Annotated in this window: 12 protein-coding genes; 5 read left to right on the top strand and 7 right to left on the bottom strand. The window is 74.1% G+C overall.

Features of this window, described 5'->3' with window-relative positions; all coding sequences use genetic code 11:
* The first annotated feature begins 53 nt into the window (after positions 1–53).
* Positions 54–1,694, top strand: a complete 1,641-nt coding sequence (locus IH61_RS0131870) for an MFS transporter (protein WP_078911548.1) — start codon at positions 54–56, stop codon at positions 1,692–1,694.
* 44 nt (positions 1,695–1,738) lie between these two features.
* Here the strand turns inward: IH61_RS0131870 and IH61_RS0131865 are convergent, their stop codons facing one another.
* The 3 genes from IH61_RS0131865 to IH61_RS0131855 all read right to left on the bottom strand — a co-directional run bounded on the left by IH61_RS0131865 (position 1,739) and on the right by IH61_RS0131855 (position 6,655).
* Positions 1,739–4,204: a SpoIIE family protein phosphatase gene (locus IH61_RS0131865; RefSeq protein WP_031076245.1), complete on the bottom strand. Its 2,466-nt coding sequence runs from the start codon at positions 4,202–4,204 to the stop codon at positions 1,739–1,741.
* Between the two features lie 148 nt (positions 4,205–4,352).
* Positions 4,353–4,973 (bottom strand): TetR/AcrR family transcriptional regulator, encoded by a 621-nt coding sequence (locus tag IH61_RS0131860; protein ID WP_031076243.1) that lies wholly within the window; start codon positions 4,971–4,973, stop codon positions 4,353–4,355.
* A gap of 80 nt (positions 4,974–5,053) precedes the next feature.
* Complete coding sequence (locus IH61_RS0131855; RefSeq protein ID WP_037973634.1) at positions 5,054–6,655, bottom strand: AMP-binding protein; 1,602 nt, start codon at positions 6,653–6,655, stop codon at positions 5,054–5,056.
* 236 nt (positions 6,656–6,891) lie between these two features.
* Here IH61_RS0131855 and IH61_RS0131850 point away from each other — a divergent pair, with 236 nt between their 5' ends.
* Both IH61_RS0131850 and IH61_RS0131845 read left to right on the top strand, forming a co-directional pair.
* Positions 6,892–7,578, top strand: a complete 687-nt coding sequence (locus IH61_RS0131850) for a hypothetical protein (protein WP_037973633.1) — start codon at positions 6,892–6,894, stop codon at positions 7,576–7,578.
* Entirely contained in the window at positions 7,565–8,254 is a 690-nt protein-coding gene (locus tag IH61_RS0131845) for a class F sortase (RefSeq protein ID WP_037973632.1), read from the top strand. Before IH61_RS0131850 ends, IH61_RS0131845 begins: the two co-directional genes overlap by 14 nt.
* Positions 8,255–8,312: 58 nt before the next feature.
* Here the strand turns inward: IH61_RS0131845 and IH61_RS0131840 are convergent, their stop codons facing one another.
* From IH61_RS0131840 to IH61_RS0131825, 4 genes are read right to left on the bottom strand one after another with little or no spacing between them, the layout of a single operon-like run.
* The gene (locus IH61_RS0131840) at positions 8,313–9,485 is read right to left on the bottom strand and encodes an acyl-CoA dehydrogenase family protein (RefSeq protein ID WP_031076239.1); all 1,173 of its coding nucleotides are present in this window, start codon (positions 9,483–9,485) and stop codon (positions 8,313–8,315) included.
* A complete protein-coding gene (locus IH61_RS0131835; protein ID WP_037973631.1) occupies positions 9,482–11,437 on the bottom strand; it encodes an acetyl/propionyl/methylcrotonyl-CoA carboxylase subunit alpha in 1,956 nt (651 codons plus the stop codon). The genes IH61_RS0131840 and IH61_RS0131835 overlap by 4 nt, the downstream gene beginning before the upstream one ends.
* Positions 11,438–11,448: 11 nt before the next feature.
* Positions 11,449–13,047 (bottom strand): acyl-CoA carboxylase subunit beta, encoded by a 1,599-nt coding sequence (locus IH61_RS0131830; protein WP_031076236.1) that lies wholly within the window; start codon positions 13,045–13,047, stop codon positions 11,449–11,451.
* The gene (locus IH61_RS0131825) at positions 13,044–14,765 is read right to left on the bottom strand and encodes an acyclic terpene utilization AtuA family protein (RefSeq protein WP_031076234.1); all 1,722 of its coding nucleotides are present in this window, start codon (positions 14,763–14,765) and stop codon (positions 13,044–13,046) included. Before IH61_RS0131825 ends, IH61_RS0131830 begins: the two co-directional genes overlap by 4 nt.
* Positions 14,766–15,015: 250 nt before the next feature.
* Here IH61_RS0131825 and IH61_RS0131820 point away from each other — a divergent pair, with 250 nt between their 5' ends.
* Both IH61_RS0131820 and IH61_RS0131815 read left to right on the top strand, forming a co-directional pair.
* A complete protein-coding gene (locus tag IH61_RS0131820; protein WP_078911547.1) occupies positions 15,016–16,644 on the top strand; it encodes a PQQ-binding-like beta-propeller repeat protein in 1,629 nt (542 codons plus the stop codon).
* A gap of 271 nt (positions 16,645–16,915) precedes the next feature.
* Positions 16,916–17,410, top strand: a complete 495-nt coding sequence (locus IH61_RS0131815) for a hypothetical protein (protein WP_031076229.1) — start codon at positions 16,916–16,918, stop codon at positions 17,408–17,410.
* Positions 17,411–17,464 lie beyond the last annotated feature (54 nt).

Below are 17,464 nucleotides of genomic sequence, written 5' to 3'. Positions count from 1 at the left end.
CCCCCCGCCCCCACCCCCAGCGCACCGGACCGGAAACCGGAAACCGATACCCCATGAGCAGCACCGCCCCTGCCCGCACCGACACCCGCGACCTCCACAGCACCCGCTGGACGGGCCTCGCCGTCCTCGTCCTGGCCGTCACCGTGGTGGCCCTGGACGCGACCGTCCTCTCCCTCGCCATCCCGTCCATCAGCGAGACGCTGCGCCCCAGCGGCACCCAGCTGCTCTGGATCGGCGACTCCTACTCCTTCGTCCTGGCCGGCCTCCTGGTCAGCATGGGCGCGCTCAGCGACCGGATCGGCCGCAAGAAGCTGCTGCTGATCGGCTCCGCCGCCTTCGGCGCCGCCTCGCTGCTGGCCGCCTACGCGCCTGGCCCCGGCTGGCTGATCCTGGCCCGCGCGCTGCTCGGCGTGGCCGGGGCGACGATCATGCCCTCCACCCTCTCGCTGATCCGCGCCCTGTTCCCGGACGACCGCGAGCGGGCCACCGCGATCGGCATCTGGGGCGCGGCGGCCACGGCCGGCGCCGCGCTCGGGCCGGTGGTCGGCGGGGTGCTGCTGGAGCACTTCTGGTGGGGCTCCGTGTTCCTGATGAACATCCCGGTGCTGGTCCTGCTGCTCGTCCTCGGTGCCCGGCTGCTGCCGGAGTCGAAGGACCCGAAGCCGGGCCGCTGGGACGTGCTGAGCGTGGCGCTGTCCATGGCCGGGGTGATCGGCGTGGTGTACGCGATCAAGGAGGCCGCCGCCCACGGCCTGGCCCGCTGGGACGTACCGGTGACCTTCCTGCTCGGCGCCGCCGCGCTGACCGTCTTCGTCCGGCGCCAGCTGCGGCTGGAGAGCCCGCTGCTGGACGTGCGGCTCTTCGCGAACCGGCGCTTCACCGCGGCGGTCACGGCCTCGCTGATCTCGCTGGTCGGCGTCTCGGGCGTGATCTTCGTCAGCTCCCAGTACCTCCAGCTGGTGCGGGGCTACGGCCCGCTGCAGGCGGGTCTGGCCGAGCTGCCCGCCTTCGCGGGCTCGGTGGCCGGTGGTCTGCTGACGGCCCGGCTGGCCCGCCGCTTCGGCGCCCGGACGCTGCTGACGACCTGTCTGCTGGCGATGGGCCTCGGCATGGGCGTCCTCGGCTTCCTCCAGCAGGACACCACCTACCTGGCGCTGGCCGCCTCGTTCCTGGTGGTCGGCACGGCCGAGGGCGTGGCCTACACCCTCAGCGCGGACCTGGTGCTCACCGCCGCGCCCGCCGACAAGGCGGGGGCCGCCTCGGCGGTCTCGGAGACGGCCTACGAGCTGGGCACGGCGCTCGGCATCGCGCTGGTCGGCTCGGTGGTCGGCTCGATCTACGCGAGCGGCCTGACCGTCCCCGCGACCGCGGGCCCGGAGGCCACCGCCCGTGCGGGCGAGTCCCTGGGCGCGGCCGTGGAGACGGCCGGCACCCTGCCGGCGGACGTCGCCGCCCCGCTGCTGGCCAGCGCCAGGGACGCGTTCGTCCAGGGCATGAACTCCGCCGGACTGCTGGCGGCCCTGCTGCTGGCGGGCTCGGCGCTGATGGCCTGGCGTCTGCTGCGCGGGCTCCCCGCCCAGGAGGCCCCCGCTCAGCAGGCCCCCGCCCGAAACACCCTCACCCAGCGGACCCCCACCCGGGAGGCCCCCGTCGAGGTGACCCCGGCTCAGGAAGCCGAGAAGACCGTAGCCTGAGCCGACCCCGGTCCCCCCGCACGACCACGTGCGGGGGGGACCTCTCAGTTCACCCCGAACGGCAGTTCCAGCTCCGCCCAGACCACCTTGCCGTCCCGCGTCAGCCGGCTCCCCCACCGGTGGGCCAGCTCGCTGACCAGGAACATCCCGCGCCCGCCCTCGTCCTGCTCCGCGAAGGGCCGCAGCTGCGGCGTCTGCCCGCCCGCGTCGGAGACCTCGACGGTGAGCACCCGGTCGCGGAAGAGCCGCAGCCGGCGCGGGGCGTCGGCGTGCAGCAGCGCGTTGGTGACGAGTTCACTGACGAGCAGTTCGGCGTAGTCGGACAGCGCGCTCAGGCCCCAGGTCTCCAGGGTGGCGCGGGTGAAGCGTCGGGCCTGGCCGGGCACCCGGCCGCCGCCGGTGAGGGGGAGGGTGGCGATGCGGTCGGCGGGCAGCGGGAGCACCCGGGCCATGATCATCGCGATGTCGTCCTCGGTGCCGTCGGTCACGAGCGCGGAGACGACGGCGTCGCAGTTCTCCTCCAGCGTGCGGCCGGGCCCGGCGAGGGTGCGGGCGAGGTGGTCGATCCCGGCGTCGATGTCCTGCCCGCGCCGCTCGACGAGGCCGTCGGTGTAGAGGGTGACGAGCCCGCCCTCGGGGAGGGTGAACTCGATGGACTCGAAGGCGACCCCGCCGACGCCCAGCGGCACCCCGGGCGGCACCTCGACCCTGCGGGGTATGCCGTCGGGGCCGACCCATACGGGCGGCAGGTGGCCGGCGGAGGCGACCTGGACGGTGCGCTCCAGCGGGTCGTAGACGGCGCAGATGCAGGTGGCGAACTGGCCCTCGCCGATGCCGGAGGCGGTTTCGTCCAGTCGGGTGAGGACCTGCTCGGGCGGCATGTCGAGGGTGGCGAGGGTACGGGCGACGGTGCGCAGCTGGCCCATGGTGGCGGCGGCGCGGATGCCGTGGCCCATGACGTCGCCGACGACGAGGGCGACGCGCCCGCAGGAGAGCGGCACCACGTCGAACCAGTCGCCGCCGACCTCGCTGACCACGCTGCTGGGCAGGTAGCGGTAGGCGATCTCCAGGCCGAGGGTGCGGTTGATCTCCTGGGGCAGGAGGCTGCGCTGGAGGGTGAGCGCCGTCTCGCGCTCGCGCCGGTAGAGGCGGGCGTTGTCGAGGGCGAGCGCGGTGCGGGCGACGAGTTCCTCGGCGAGCGCGACGTCGGCGTCGGTGAACGGCTCGGGGTTGCGCATGCGGATGAACTCGGAGCCGCCGAGGACCATGCCGCGGGCGGTGATCGGCACCATCAGGTACGAGTGGATGCCGGCCGCCATCCCGGGGGCGACGCGGTCCTCGCTGGAGACCAGTCCGCGCAGCACCTCCTCGTCCACGTGGGCGCGCAGCAGCGGCTTCCCGCTGCGCAGGCACTGGGTGTAGCTGCGGTCGGGGGCGTACTCGCTGGTCTCGCCGACGACGTCGACGGCGTGGGCGAGGCCGGATTCGTAGGATTCTCCGACGGCGACGGCCCGCAGGGTGATGGTGCGGTCGGTGGGGATGGCGCTGGGCTCGGAGCCGCGCAGGACGGGTTCGAGGAGGTCGACGGTGGCGAAGTCGGCGAAGCGGGGGACGACGGCCTCGATGAGCTCCTCGGCGGTGCGCTGGAGGTCGAGGGTGGTGCCGATGCGGGCGGTGGCCTCGGCGATGGTGGCGAGTCGTTCCTGCGCGCGGGCGGCGCGGGCCTCGGCCTGGAAGCGTTCGGTGACGTCGATGATCGAGGAGCAGACGCCGAAGACCCGGCCGGTGGAGTCCTCGAGCCGGAAGTAGGAGGCGGACCAGGCGCGGTCGCGGCGCGGGTCCCCGGGGACGCGGCCGTGGGAGCGGGCGTCGACCACGGGTTTGCCGGTCTTGAGGACCTGTCTCATGGTCTGTTCGATCTCGGCGGTGTTGATGCCGGGCAGGACGGCGGATATGCGGCGGCCGAGGTGGCCGGCGACGGGGACGCCGTTCATCCGGGCGAGGGCCTCGTTGATCCGGACGAAGCGCAGGTCGGTGTCGTAGACGGCCATGCCGATGGGCGAGCGGCCGAAGACCCCGTCGAGCACGGCGAGGTCGGCCTCGACGGCGTGCAGGGCGCGGGTGTCGGAGGCGGTGGCGAGGAGCAGCAGGGTGCCGGCGGGGCCCGCGATGGGGTGGGTGCGGAACTCCAGGTCGACCTTGTGCCCGTCGCGGTGGCGTACGGGGAAGACGCCGGACCAGCCGTTGCCGGTCATGATCCGGGAGAAGAGGGCGAGCACGGCGGGCCGGTCGGTGCCGTCGGTGAGCAGCTGGGCGGCGTAGCTGCCGACGGCCTCGTCCGCGCTGTAGCCGAGCAGGGCCTCGGCGTCGTCGCTCCAGTGCAGGATCAGTCCGTCTCCCTGGAGCAGGACCGTCGCGAAGGGGACGAGCCGGTGGCCCTCGGGGCGTGCGAAGGTGCCGCCCGGTGCGGGGCCGGCGGCATCGGTGGCGTCCCAGTCGTGTCCGTGCATGATCAGGCAGCACCCCGGTTCGGCTCGTGCCCGGCCGGGTGGGCCTCGCGGTCCGTGCCGGCCGGGGTTCTTCTCCAGACTGCACGGACATCGGCCGCCCGGCGACCCCTTGGTCTGGGGGCGTCCGGCCGCTCCGGGTGTACGGGCGTCATGGGCGTACCGGGCGCAGCGTACTCTCCAGAAGGCCCGCCCAGTACCGGATCACCCCGGAACGTCGATGGCTGTCGTCGGTGAGCAGGTTGGCGAGGCCGAGTCCGCGGGCGAGGTCGAGGGTGGCCTGGACGGATTCGCGCACGCCGGGGCGGGTCTCGTCGGCGTCGAGGAACTCGACGGCGGCGCGGTGGGCCTCGCGTCCGACGCGGCCTTCGAGCAAGACGATGCGCTCGCGCAGGGCCTCTTCGGTGGCGGCGGCGGTCCACAGGTGGAGGGCGGCGCGGAAGTCGGGGCCGGTGTAGAGGCGCACGATCATGTCGACGACGGCGCGGGTGCGGTCGGGGCCGGCGGCCGGCAGTTCGTCCGCGTGGGCGCGGACGGCTGCCAGCCGCTCGGCGGTGACGTGTTCGACGGCCGCGGTGAACAGGTCCTCGCGGGTCGGGAAGTGGTGCTGGGCGGCGCCCCGGGAGACGCCAGCCCGTTCGGCGACGACGGTGACGGTGGAGCCCTGCCAGCCGAGTTCGGCCAGGCACTCGACGGCCGCCGCGAGCAGCCGGGCGCGGGTGGCGCGGCTGCGGTCCTGCTGGGGTGTGCGGGCGGGGTGCTGGCTGGTCATGGCGGGCGGTGGTTCCTGTTCGGACGGCGTCGCGGTCGGTCGATCTTCACAGACGGGCCGCGGTCCTCGCCCGCCGGGGGTCAGAGGGCCGCCCCCTCGCGTTGGGCCTCGCGGGCGCGCAGTTCGCGGCGCAGGATCTTACCGGCAGCGGACTTGGGGACGGCGTCGACGAACTCCACGGCGCGGACCTTCTTGTAGGGGGCGACCTGCCCGGCGACGTAGCCGGTGACCTCCTCGGCGGTGAGGCCGCTGCCGGGGGCGCGGACGACGAACGCCTTGGGGCATTCGGTGCCGTCGGCGTCGGTGACGCCGATGACGGCGGCGTCGGCGATCTGCGGGTGGCCGAGGAGGACGGCCTCGAGTTCGGCGGGGGCGACCTGGTACCCCTTGTACTTGATGAGCTCCTTGACCCGGTCGACGATGTGCAGGTAGCCCCGGCCGTCGACGAAGCCGATGTCGCCGGTGTGGAGCCAGCCCTCGGCGTCGACCGTGGCGGCGGTGTCGGAGGGACGGCCGAAGTAGCCCTTCATCACCTGGGGGCCTCGGATGAGCAGTTCGCCGGGCAGGTCGGGGCCGAGGTCGTCGTCGGTGCCGTCGAGGGCGGCGACGCGCAGCTCGGTGGAGGGGACCATACGGCCTACGGAGCCGGGCGAGGGGTCGCTCTCCTGGGGGGAGACCACGTGGGTGACCGGGGAGAGCTCGGTCATGCCGTAGCCCTGGAGCAGGTGCGGCAGGCCCAGGCGGTCGGCGCAGGCGGCGGCGAGTTCCGGGTCGAGGGGGGCGGCGGCGCAGAGCAGGTACTCGACGGAGGAGAGGTCGTAGCGGTCGACGATCGGGTGCTTGGCGAGGGCGAGGGCGATGGGCGGGGCCACGAAGAGGGCCTGGACGCGTTGTTCCTCGATGGTGCGGCAGAACTGCTCGAGGTCGAAGCGGGGCAGCACGACGACGGTGGCGCCGCAGCGCAGCGGCTGGTTGAGCAGCGCGGTCAGCCCGTAGATGTGGAAGAAGGGCAGGACGGCGAGGATGCGCTCGCCCTCGGCGGGGCGGTAGAGGGCGTCGCACTGGGCGAGGTTGGTGGCGATGGAGCGGTGGGTGAGCATGACGCCCTTGGGCAGCCCGGTGGTGCCGCTGGAGTACGGGAGCACGGCGACGTCCCGGGCGGGGTCGACGACGAGTTCGGGGGCGGGGCCGGGGGCGGCGAGCAGGTCGGCGAGGGAGAGGTGGCCCTCGGCGCCGTCGAGGACGATCGTGCCGGCGAGCGGGCGGCCCTGCTCGGCGAGCAGGTCGGCGGCGCGGGCGGCGGTGGGCAGCAGGGGGGTGGCGGTGACCAGCCAGCGGGCGCCGGCGTCGCCGAGCTGGCCGGCGAGTTCGGCGGGGGTGGCCAGGGAGGGCACGGGGGTGACGGTGGCTCCGGCTCGGGTGGCGCCGTAGAAGGCCATCGGGTAGGCGGTGCTGTTGGGACTGAACAGGGCCAGGACGTCCCCCTGGCGCACCCCGGCGGCGGCCAGCCCCGCGGCGACGCGGTCGACGGCCTCGACGAGCCGTGCGTAGCCGACACCCTCCCCGGTGACGCCGTCGACCAGGGCCGGACGGTCACCGTGGCGCGCGGCGTCGCGCAGCACCGCATCGTGGATCGGCAGGTCGATCGGCGGGACGTCCGGGAACTCGCTACGGAACACCAAGGTAAGCCTCCAGTAAGGAAGTTGACGCATCAACGACGGCCGGCGAAGGGTGGTTCGCGGCGCCGGCCCGGGGCGCGCTCTGGAGCATACGGACCATCGGGCCGCCGCTGGGCCATTGTGGGGAACCGGGGAGGGCGCGCGCGTGGCACGGTTGCCCCGGGGGGCGCCCGAGCCGACGGTGGTGCACCACGGCCGCCCGCCCCCGGGAGCGGTCCCGAAGCTTGGAGCCAACCCCCGTGAGAGCCCTCCTCCCCGCCCGTTTCCTCACCGCCGCCGCCGTCGCGGCCACCCTGACCCTCGGCGCCGCGCCGACCGCGTTCGCCGCGCCCGGCGACAACGGCGACGTGAAGGTGCACGACAGCAGCACGCCCGTCTCCAGCCAGAACAATGACCCCAAGGTCTGCAAGTTCTACCTGGACGCCTTCAACTTCGACACCGTCCAGCTGGTCAACTGGACGATCGAGCAGCAGCCGCCCACCGGTACGGCCCAGGTGCTCGCCGGGAGCATCGTCCTCATCAACGGCACCGGTTCGACCCAGACGTACAGCCTGCCGGACGGGCACTACAAGCTCGATTGGACGTTCGTCGGCGAGAACGGCAGCGCGAAGCACAAGGTCTTCGAGGTCTCCTGCGCCACCTCCTCGCCGTCCCCGTCGTCGTCCCCCTCCAGCTCGCCCTCCTCCTCGCCCAGCGGATCCCCGAGCGCATCCCCCAGCACCTCGCCCAAGCCGTCCACCTCCCCCGGGGCCTCGCCGAGCGCCTCCCCGAGCGCCGGGCCGCACGGCCCCGTCGGCACCGGCGGCGGCGGCACCTCCGGGCCCGACGCGGCCGAGGTGCTCGGCGGTGCCGTGCTGCTCGCCGGCTCCGGCGTGCTCGCCGCCCGGGTGGTGCGCCGTCGCAACGGGCGCAATGCCGAGTCCTGACCGCAGCGCCCGCGCACCGCGCGTCGGCCCCGGCCGCCCCCCGTGGGCGGCCGGGGCCCTCGCGCTGGTGCTCGCGGCGGGCGGCGGCTGGCTCGTCCTGCACGGCTCCGCCGACCGCGCCGGGCCACCGCTGCCCCCGCCCGCGCCGTCGTCCGCCACGCCCGCGCCGTCACCCTCGCCCACTCCCGTGCTCCAGCCCGCCTTCCCGCCCCTGGGAGCCTCGGCGCCGACCCGCATCCGCATCCCGGCGATCAAGGTCGACGCCCCGGTCACGGGCCTCGGGCTCACCGCCGCCCACCAGGTGGCCACCCCGCCCATGGACCAGCGCAACCTCGCCGGCTGGTACCGGGACGGCGCCTCACCCGGCGCCGCGGGCACCGCGATCGTCGTCGGCCACGCGGACAACCGCAGCGGCCCGGCGGTCTTCTACCGGCTCGGGCTGCTACGCCCCGGCGACACCGTGGAGGTGGCGCGCAAGGACCGGCGCACGGCGGTGTTCACCATCGACTCCGTCCGGGTGTTCCCGAAGAAGGACTTCCCGGACGCGATGGTCTACGGCGGCATCGCCGACCGCGCCGAGCTGCGGGTGATCACCTGCGGCGGCCGCTTCGACCGGGGCACCGGATACGAGGCCAACACGGTGGTCTTCGCCCATCTGAGCTCCGTGCGCGGGTAGTCGCAGCCCCCTCTCCGCCCGTCCGAGCGGGCGGAGAGGGCCTTTCCCGGTACGACTCCTAGTACGACTTGGGCAGGCCCAGGGTGTGCTGGGCCACGTAGTTGAGGATCATCTCCCGGCTGACGGGCGCCACCCGGCCCACCCGGGTGGCGGCGAGCAGGGCCCCCAGGCCGTACTCCTGGGTGAGGCCGTTGCCGCCGAGGGTCTGGACAGCCTGGTCGACGGTACGGGCGGCGGCCTCCCCGGCCGCGTACTTGGCCATGTTGGCGGCCTCCCCGGCGGCGAGGTCCTCGCCCGCGTCGTACAGCAGCCCGGCCTTCTGGGTCATCAGGCGGGCGAGCTCGATCTCCACGGCGCACTGGGCGAGCGGGTGCGCCAGGCCCTGGTGGGCGCCGATCGGGGTGGACCAGACCGTGCGGGTCCTCGCGTACTCGACGGCCTTGCCGAGGGCCTGGCGGGCGAGCCCGAGGGAGAACGCGGCGGTGAGGATGCGCTCGGGGTTGAGGCCCGCGAAGAGCTGGAGCAGGCCCGCGTTCTCGTCGCCGACCAGGGCGTCGGCGGGAAGGCGCACATCGTCCAGGAAGACCTGGAACTGCTTCTCGGGGGCGATGAGTTCCATCGGTATCGCCCGGTACTCGAAGCCGGGCGTCCCGCGCGGGACGACGAACAGGCAGGGCTTGAGCTTGCCCGTGCGCTCGTCCTCCGTGCGGGCGACGAACAGGACGGCGTCGCAGTGGTCGATGCCGGAGACGAACACCTTGCGCCCGGTGAGCAGCCAGTCCTCGCCGTCGCGGCGGGCGACGGTGGAGATGCGGTGGGAGTTGGAGCCGGCGTCCGGTTCGGTGATGCCGAAGGCCATCCTGCGGGTGCCGTCGCCGAGTCCGGGCAGCCAGCGCCGTTTCTGCTCCTCGGTGCCGTAGCGGGCGATGACCGTGCCGCAGATCGCCGGGGAGACGATCAGCAGCAGCAACGGGCAGCCGGCGGTGCCGAGTTCCTCCAGGACGATGGCCAGGTCGGTGATGCCGCCGCCCCCGCCGCCGTACTCGGCGGGCAGGTTGACGCCCAGGTAGCCGGCCTTGCCGGCCTCGGCCCACAGCTCCTCGGCGGGCTCGCCCGCGCGGGCCTTGGCGAGGTAGTAGGCGGAGCCGTAGCGGCGGCCCAGGTCGCCGACGGCCTGGCGCAGGGCGCGGCGTTCGGGGGTCTCGAGGAGCTGGCTGCCGATGGTGGTCATGCGGGTCCTTCCTCTGTCTCTGCAGGGGTTTTGACGACGGCGAGCAGGGCGCCGAGCTCGACCTGGCGGCCGGGTTCGGCGCGGAGTTCGACCAGGACGCCGTCCGCGGGGGCGGTGATGCGGTGCTCCATCTTCATCGCCTCCAGGACGAGCAGGGGCTGTCCGGCGGTGACGGTGTCGCCCACGGCGGCGGCGGTACGGACGACGGTGCCGGGCATGGGGGCGTGCAGGGCGCCGGGGTCGGTGCGCACCATCGGTTCGGGGAAGCGGGGCAGAGCGACGAGGGCGACGGGGCCGGCGGCGGTGTCGACGTACACCTGGTCGCCGTAGCGGGCGAGGTGGTGGCCGCGCCGCAGGCCGCCCTCCTCGAGGACGACGAACCCGGGGGTGGCGCGGACGAGTTCGACGCCGGGGTGGGTCTCGGACCGCAGGCCGTCGCGGGTGAGGCGGTAGCGGACCTCCAACTCCCGTCCGTCGGCGGTCCGGTAGCGCTTGACCTGCGACTGGGAGGGCAGGTTGCGCCAGCCGGAGGGCAGCGGGGTGCGCCGGGAGGCGGCGTCCGCGAGGGCGGCGGCCAGGGCGGCGCGCTCGATGCCCGCCGTGTCCGGGCGCGTGAGTTCCTCGGCGTGCTCGGCGAGGAACCCGGTATGCAACCGCCCTTCCAGGAAGGCCGGGTGACGCAGCGCGCGCACCAGCATCTCCCGGTTGTTCGCCGGTCCGTGGACGCGGGCGCGGGCGAGGGCGTCGGCGAGGAGGCGGGCCGCGCGAGCACGGGTGGGGGCCCTGGCGATGACCTTGGCGAGCAGCGGATCGTAGTGGACGGTGATCTCGTCCCCGGACCGCACGCCGGAGTCGAGCCTCAGACCCGAGCCGCAGAACTCGTCGTGCAGCTGCGGGAGTTCGAGGCGGTGCAGGGTGCCGGTGGCGGGCCGCCAGCCGTGGGCCGGGTCCTCGGCGTAGAGGCGGGCCTCGATCGCGTGACCGGTGGTCGGCGGGAGCGGGCCAGACAGCGGTTCGCCTTCGGCGACGGCGAGTTGGAGGGCGACGAGGTCGAGGCCGGTGACGGCCTCGGTGACGGGGTGCTCGACCTGGAGGCGGGTGTTCATCTCCAGGAACCAGAACCGGCCGTCCTCGCCGAGGAGGAACTCGGCGGTGCCCGCGCCCCGGTAGCCGATGGCCTTCGCGGCGTCGACGGCCGCCTGGCGCAGGGCGGCGCGGACGGCGGGCGGCAGGCCGGGGGCGGGGGCCTCCTCAATGACCTTCTGGTGGCGGCGCTGGAGCGAGCAGTCGCGGTCGCCGACGGCCCAGACGGTGCCGTGGGCGTCGGCGAGCAGCTGCACCTCCACGTGCCGGCCGGCGGGCAGGTAGCGCTCGCAGAACACCTCGGAGTCGCCGAAGGCGCTCGCGGCCTCGGCCCGTGCAGCCTCCAACTCCTCCGGCAGGTCGGAGAGTCGGCGGACGACCCGCATCCCCCGCCCGCCGCCGCCCGCCGCCGCCTTGACCAGCAGCGGCAGGTCCGCCTCGGTGGGTTCGGTGAGGGCGGTCAGGACGGGCACTCCCGCTTCGGCCATCAGCCGCTTGGCGGCGGTCTTGGAGCCCATGGCGGCGATCACGGCGGGCGGCGGGCCGACCCAGGTGAGGCCCGCGTCGAGCACGGCCTGCGCGAACTCGGCGTTCTCGGCGAGGAATCCGTACCCGGGGTGCACGGCGTCCGCCCCGGCAGCGAGGGCGGCGGCCACGATCAGGTCCCCGCGCAGGTAGGTGTCGGCGGGCGCGGCGCCGGGCAGCCGGACGGCCGCGTCGGCCTCGCGCACGTGCGCGGCGTCGGCGTCCGGATCGGAGTGGACGGCGGTGGTGGCGATGCCGAGGTTGCGGCAGGTGTGGAAGACCCGGCGGGCGATCTCGCCCCGGTTGGCGACCAGCAGGTTGCCGATCAACGGGTTGGTTGTCATCAGGGGTTCCCTCACATCCGGAAGACGCCGTAGCCGCGCGCGCCCTCGACGGGCGCGTTGTGGATCGCGGACAGGCACAGGCCCAGCACCGTCCGGGTGTCGCGCGGGTCGATCACGCCGTCGTCGTAGAGCCGCCCGGACAGGAAGACGGGCAACGACTCGGCCTCGATCTGCTGCTCGACCATCGCCCGGATCGCGGCGTCCGCCTCCTCGTCGTACGGGCGGCCCTTCGCCGCGGCCGACTGGCGGGCGACGATCGACAGCACCCCGGCGAGCTGCTGGGCGCCCATCACCGCGGACTTGGCGCTCGGCCAGGCGAACAGGAACCGCGGCTCGTACGCCCGGCCGCACATGCCGTAGTGCCCGGCGCCGTAGGAGGCGCCCATCAGCACGGACAGGTGCGGGACGGTGGAGTTGGAGACGGCGTTGATCATCATCGCGCCGTGCTTGATGATGCCGCCCTGCTCGTAGTCCCTGCCGACCATGTAGCCGGTGGTGTTGTGCAGGAACAGCAGCGGGGTGTTGCGCTGGTTCGCCAACTGGATGAACTGGGCGGCCTTCTGGGACTCCTGGCTGAACAGCACGCCCTGCGCGTTGGCGAGGATGCCGACCGGGTACCCGTGCAGCCGGGCCCAGCCGGTGGCCAGGCTGGTGCCGTAGAGCGGCTTGAACTCGTCGAAGTCCGAGCCGTCGACGATCCGGGCGATCACCTCGCGCGGGTCGAAGGGCACCTTGAGGTCGCCGGGGACGATGCCGAGCAGCTCCTCCTCGGCGTACTTGGGCGGCTCGGCCAGCGGGTCGGGGCCCGGGCCGGGCTTGCGGTGGTCCAGGCGGGCGACGATCCGGCGGGCCAGGCGCAGCGCGTCCGGCTCGTCCACGGCGAAGTGGTCGGCCAGTCCGGAGGTGCGGGCGTGCATGTCCGCGCCGCCCAGGGACTCGTCGTCGGCCTCCTCGCCGGTGGCCATCCTGACCAGCGGAGGGCCGCCGAGGAACACCTTGGCGCGCCCCTTGACCAGGACGGTGTGGTCGGACATGCCGGGCACGTACGCGCCGCCGGCGGTGGAGTTGCCGAACACCACGGCCACGGTGGGGATTCCGGCGGCGGAGAGCCGGGTGAGGTCCCGGAAGAGGGCGCCGCCGGGGATGAAGATCTCCTTCTGGCTGGGCAGGTCGGCGCCGCCGGACTCGACCAGGTTGACCAGCGGGAGCCGGTTGGCGAGCGCGATCTCGTGGGCCCGCAGGGCTTTGCGCAGCGTCCACGGGTTGCTGGCGCCGCCGCGCACGGTCGGGTCGTTGGCGGTGATGACGCACTCCACGCCCTCGATCACGCCGATCCCCGTGACCAGCGCGGCGCCCACGGGATGGTCACTGCCCCAGGCGGCCAGCGGGGACAGCTCCAGGAACGGCGAGTCCTCGTCGACGAGCAGCTCGATCCGCTCGCGCGCCAGCAGCTTCCCGCGCCCCCGGTGCCGCTCCACATAGCTCGGCCCGCCCCCGGCCAGGGCTTTGGCGTGCTCGGCGTCCAGCTCGGCCAGCTTGGCGAGCATCGCCTCACGGTGCGCCGCGTACTCGGTCCCCGCCGGATCGAGGCGGGTGGGCAGGACGGTCACAGGAGTGCCTCCGGGATGTCGAGGTGGCGGGCGCGCAGCCACTCGCCGAGTGCCTTGGCCTGTGGGTCGAAGCGGTGCTGGGCGGCGACACCCTCGCCGAGCAGGCCCGTGATGACGAAGTTGACGGCCCTCAGGTTCGGCAGCAGGTGGCGGGTGACGGGCAACTCGGCGGTCTCGGGAAGGAGTTCGCGCAGGCGGTCGGTGGTGAGGGTGTGGGCGAGCCAGCGGTAGCCGTCCTCGGTGCGGGCCCAGAGGCCGAGGTTGGCGTCGCCGCCCTTGTCACCGCTGCGGGCGCCGACGACCCGGCCGAGGGGGGCGCGGCGGGTGGGGCCTTCGGGGAGTGGGCCTTCGGGGAGCGCTTCGGGCAACTCCGGCTCCACGGGGGCCGTTTGTGAGGTGACCGGCGCCGGTGGGACGGTCAGGCGGCGCCCGTCCGGGAGGACGGCGGTGTGCTCGACGAGCTTCGCGTCGAGGTACGCGGCGGTGAACACCCCGTACGGCGCGCCCGGTCCGGGCGGGGCGGTGAGGTGGAAGCCGGGGTAGCCGGAGAGGGCCAACTCGACGGCCGCCTTGCCGAGTTCGCGGCCGACCTTGGCCGGGTCGCGGTCGCGGGCGGTGAGCCTGAGGTACGCCGAGGCGGCTTCCTCGGTGTCGGCGTCGGGGTGGTCGGTGCGGGCGAGGGTCCAGCGCAGTTCGGCCGGGCGGGCCTCGGGGGGCAGAGCTTCGGTGAACTGCCGCCGGACGAGGGCGGCTTTGGCCTCGATGTCGAGCCCCGTGAGGACGAACGCCACCTCGTTGCGGTGGCCGCCGAGGCGGTTGAGGCCGACCTTGAGGGTGGCCGGCGGGGCCTCACCGCGTACGCCGTCGATGCGGACCCGGTCGGGGCCCTCCTGGGTGAGGCGGACGGTGTCCAGGCGGGCCGTGACGTCGGGGCCGGGGTAGTGCGCTCCGCTGGTCTCGTACAGGAGTTGGGCGGTGACGGTACCGGTGGTGACGGCGCCGCCGGTGCCCGGGTGTTTGGTGATGACGCTGGAGCCGTCCGCGTGGAGTTCGGCGACGGGGAAGCCGGGGTGCGTCACGTCGTGCTCGTGGAAGAAGGCGTAGTTGCCGCCGGTGGCCTGGGCGCCGCACTCCAGGACGTGTCCGGCGACCACGGCCCCGGCGAGGGCGTCGAGGTCGGCGGGCGTCCACCCGAAGTGGGCGATCCCCGGGCCGACGACCAGCGCGGCGTCGGTGACCCGCCCGGTGACCACCACGTCCGCCCCCTCGGTGAGGCAGGCGGCGATCCCGAACGCCCCCAGGTAGGCGTTGGCCGCCAACAGCCCCTCGGGCAGAGCGAGTTCGGCCCGCCGCGCCAGCAGGTCGTCGCCCTCGACGTGGGCGACCGCCGTCTCGACCCCCAGCCGCCCGGCCAACTGCCGCAGTTCCTCGGCGAGTCGGGCCGGGTTCAGCCCGCCCGCGTTGACCACGATCCGCACGCCCCGCTCCCGCGCCAGGCCGAGGCACTCCTCCATCTGCCGCAGGAACGTCCGCGCGTACCCGAGCGAGGGGTCCTTCAACCGGTCGCGCGCCAGGATCAGCATGGTCAGCTCGGCCAGGTAGTCCCCGGTGAGCACGTCCAGCGGCCCGCCCGTGAGCATCTCCCGCACCGCCGCGAACCGGTCCCCGTAGAACCCCGACGCGTTGCCGATCCGCAGAACCGCCCGCTTGCGCGCCAATGCGCCTCCCCTGCCGGTGGGTTGGCGGCGTTCCCCTACGAGCGCCGCCGCGCAGCAGCGTGGCACCGACCGCAGAAAAAAGCAATCATGCCTGCTTGTTTTCGGTCTCCTGGGCTCGTCGGGTGGTACCGAGAATGCCGTCGGCCATCTGGCCCTCGCCACATCGTCACCGTACGAACAGACGGTCACACAATGGCGTCACGACGCCGGGCGCCCCCGGCATTCCCCCGACTGCCGAAGGCCGATCCGCATGAGACGACCTCCCCGTTCACTCCCGTGCCGCGCCCCGCACCCGTCACGGGCGCCCGGTGGCGGGCACCGCCGACCGGCGGCCCTGCTGGCGGGCCTGGCGCTGCTGACCCCGAGCGTCGCGGCCTCGATGCTCGCCCCGGCACCGGCGCGGGCCGACAACCCGACCGTCTCGGTGAACAACCTGCGGACCGGCTGGGACGCGGCCGAGCCGAACCTCGGGCCCGCCCAGGTCTCGGGCGCGGACTTCGGCCGACTCTGGTCCACCGCGATCGACGGCGCCGTGCACGCCCAGCCGCTGGTGGCCGGGTCGACGGTGGTCGTCGCCACCGAGACCAACCACGTGTACGGCGTCAACGCCGCCGACGGGCGCATCCTCTGGCAGCGCGCCCTCGGCGCCCCCGTGCCCTCCTCCACCGACTGCCTCTCCCCCGGCACCGGCATCACCTCGACGCCGGTGCTCGACTCGACGAGCGGCACCGTCTACCTGGTGTCGCGCTCCAACGACGGCGGCGCCCACTTCTCCGCGCACGCCCTGGACCTCGCCACGGGCGCCGAGCGCTCCGGCTGGCCGGTCGCGGTCCAGGGCGCACCGGTGAACAGCCCCGGCGTCCCGCTCAACCCGACCACCTCCGTGCAGCGCGCCGGACTGCTGCTCCTCGGCGGCGCGGTGTACTTCGGCTTCGCCTCGGACTGCGGCAAGAACCCGTACGTCGGCCACGTCGGCGGCGTCGACACCGGCACGCGCAAGGTCACCCTCTGGTCCACCGAGGCCGGCTCAGACTCGCAGAACGGCGGCGTCTGGATGAGCGGCGGCGGGCTGATGTCCGACGGCGCCGGCCGGATCTTCGTCGCCACCGGCAACGGCGCGAACGGCGGCTCGCCGCCCACCGGCCCGGGCAACCAGCCGCCCGCCCACCTCGCCGACTCGGTCGTCCGCCTCGGCGTCAACGCCGACGGCACCCTCGCCCCGAAGGACTTCTTCAGCCCCACCAACAACCGGGACCTGGACCACAACGACCTCGACCTCGGCTCCGGAGGCCCCGCCGCACTGCCGGACGGCTTCGGCACCTCCGCCCACCCGCACCTGCTCGTCCAGGTCGGCAAGGACGGCCGCATCTTCCTCCTCGACCGCGACAACCTCGGCGGCACCGGCCAGGGCCCGGGCGGGACGGACGCCGTGGTCGGCACCACCGGCCCCTACAAGGGCATCTGGGGCCACCCCGGCGTCTGGGGCGGGGACGGCGGCTACGTCTACCTCGTCGAGAACAACGGCTCCCTGCGCGCCCTCAAGTACTCCGTCGACGGCTCCGGCACCCCGAAGCTGACCAGCGCCGGCACCAGCCCCGAGGGCTTCGGCTACGCCTCCGGCTCCCCCGTCGTCACCTCCGACGGCACCACCTCCGGCTCGGCACTCGTCTGGACCGTCTACTCCGGCACCGGACCGGGCGGCCAGAACGGCGAACTGCGGGTCTACGACCCCCTGCCGGTCAACGGGGCGCTCAAACTGCGCCGAAGCTTCGCCCTCGGCACGGTGAGCAGGTTCTCGGTGCCCGCGACGGACAGCGGCCGGGTCTTCGTCGGCACCAAGGACGGCCACCTCGTCGCCATCGGCCGCACCGGCACCTGAGCGCGAGGGTGTCGGTCGTCGGTTGTCGGCGGCCCGGTGGCCGTGCCCCGGTCCCCGTGTCCGCACAGCCTCGACACCTAGCCGATCATCATGGGGCACTCGTTCGGCGGAGCGTTCACCCAACCGCTCGTCGGCGCCCGCCGACCTCGCCCTCGACCGGGCCCTCGCACCCACCGCCGGCGACCTCGACCGCTCCTGAGCCCTCCTCGGAGGAAATCGGCGGGAAGAAAGTCGGTGCGCCCACGGCCCGCCCTTGGCTAGCCTCGGCGCCATGACCTGGCTTCCCGCTGACTTCGTCCACCCCCTCCGCGTCCCGCTGCCCGACGGCGTCCACCACCTGCGGCCGATCCGCGAGGCCGACGCCCCGCTCGACTACCCGACCGTGATGGGCTCGCGCGAACACCTGTGGAGCATCTTCGGCCCGGCCTGGGGCTGGCCCGCGGAGACGATCACGTACGAGGCGAACCGGATCGACCTGGCGCGTCACGAGAAGGAGATCGCCGCCCACCAGTCCTTCAACTACGCGATGTTCGACAGCGCCGAGACGGCCATCCGCGGCTGCGTCTACATCGACCCGCCCGAGCGCGTCGGCGCGGACGCCGAGATCTCCTGGTGGGTCGTCGCCGACCGTGTCGGCAGCGAGCTGGAACAGGCCCTGGACGCCCTCGTCCCCGCGTGGATCGCCGCGGACTGGCCCTTCCGGCAGCCGCGCTACCTGGGCCGCAGCATCAGCTGGCAGGACTGGCAGGCCCTGCCCGCCGTCTGACCGGCGTCCTTCCGGCGTCCGACCGACGACTGACCGCCGTCCGACCGGCGGCGC

Source organism: Streptomyces sp. NRRL WC-3742, assembly GCF_000720635.1.
Classification (GTDB): domain Bacteria; phylum Actinomycetota; class Actinomycetes; order Streptomycetales; family Streptomycetaceae; genus Kitasatospora.
Note: the sequence above shows the minus strand (reverse complement) of the source record. Positions and strands in the feature narration are given on the sequence as shown.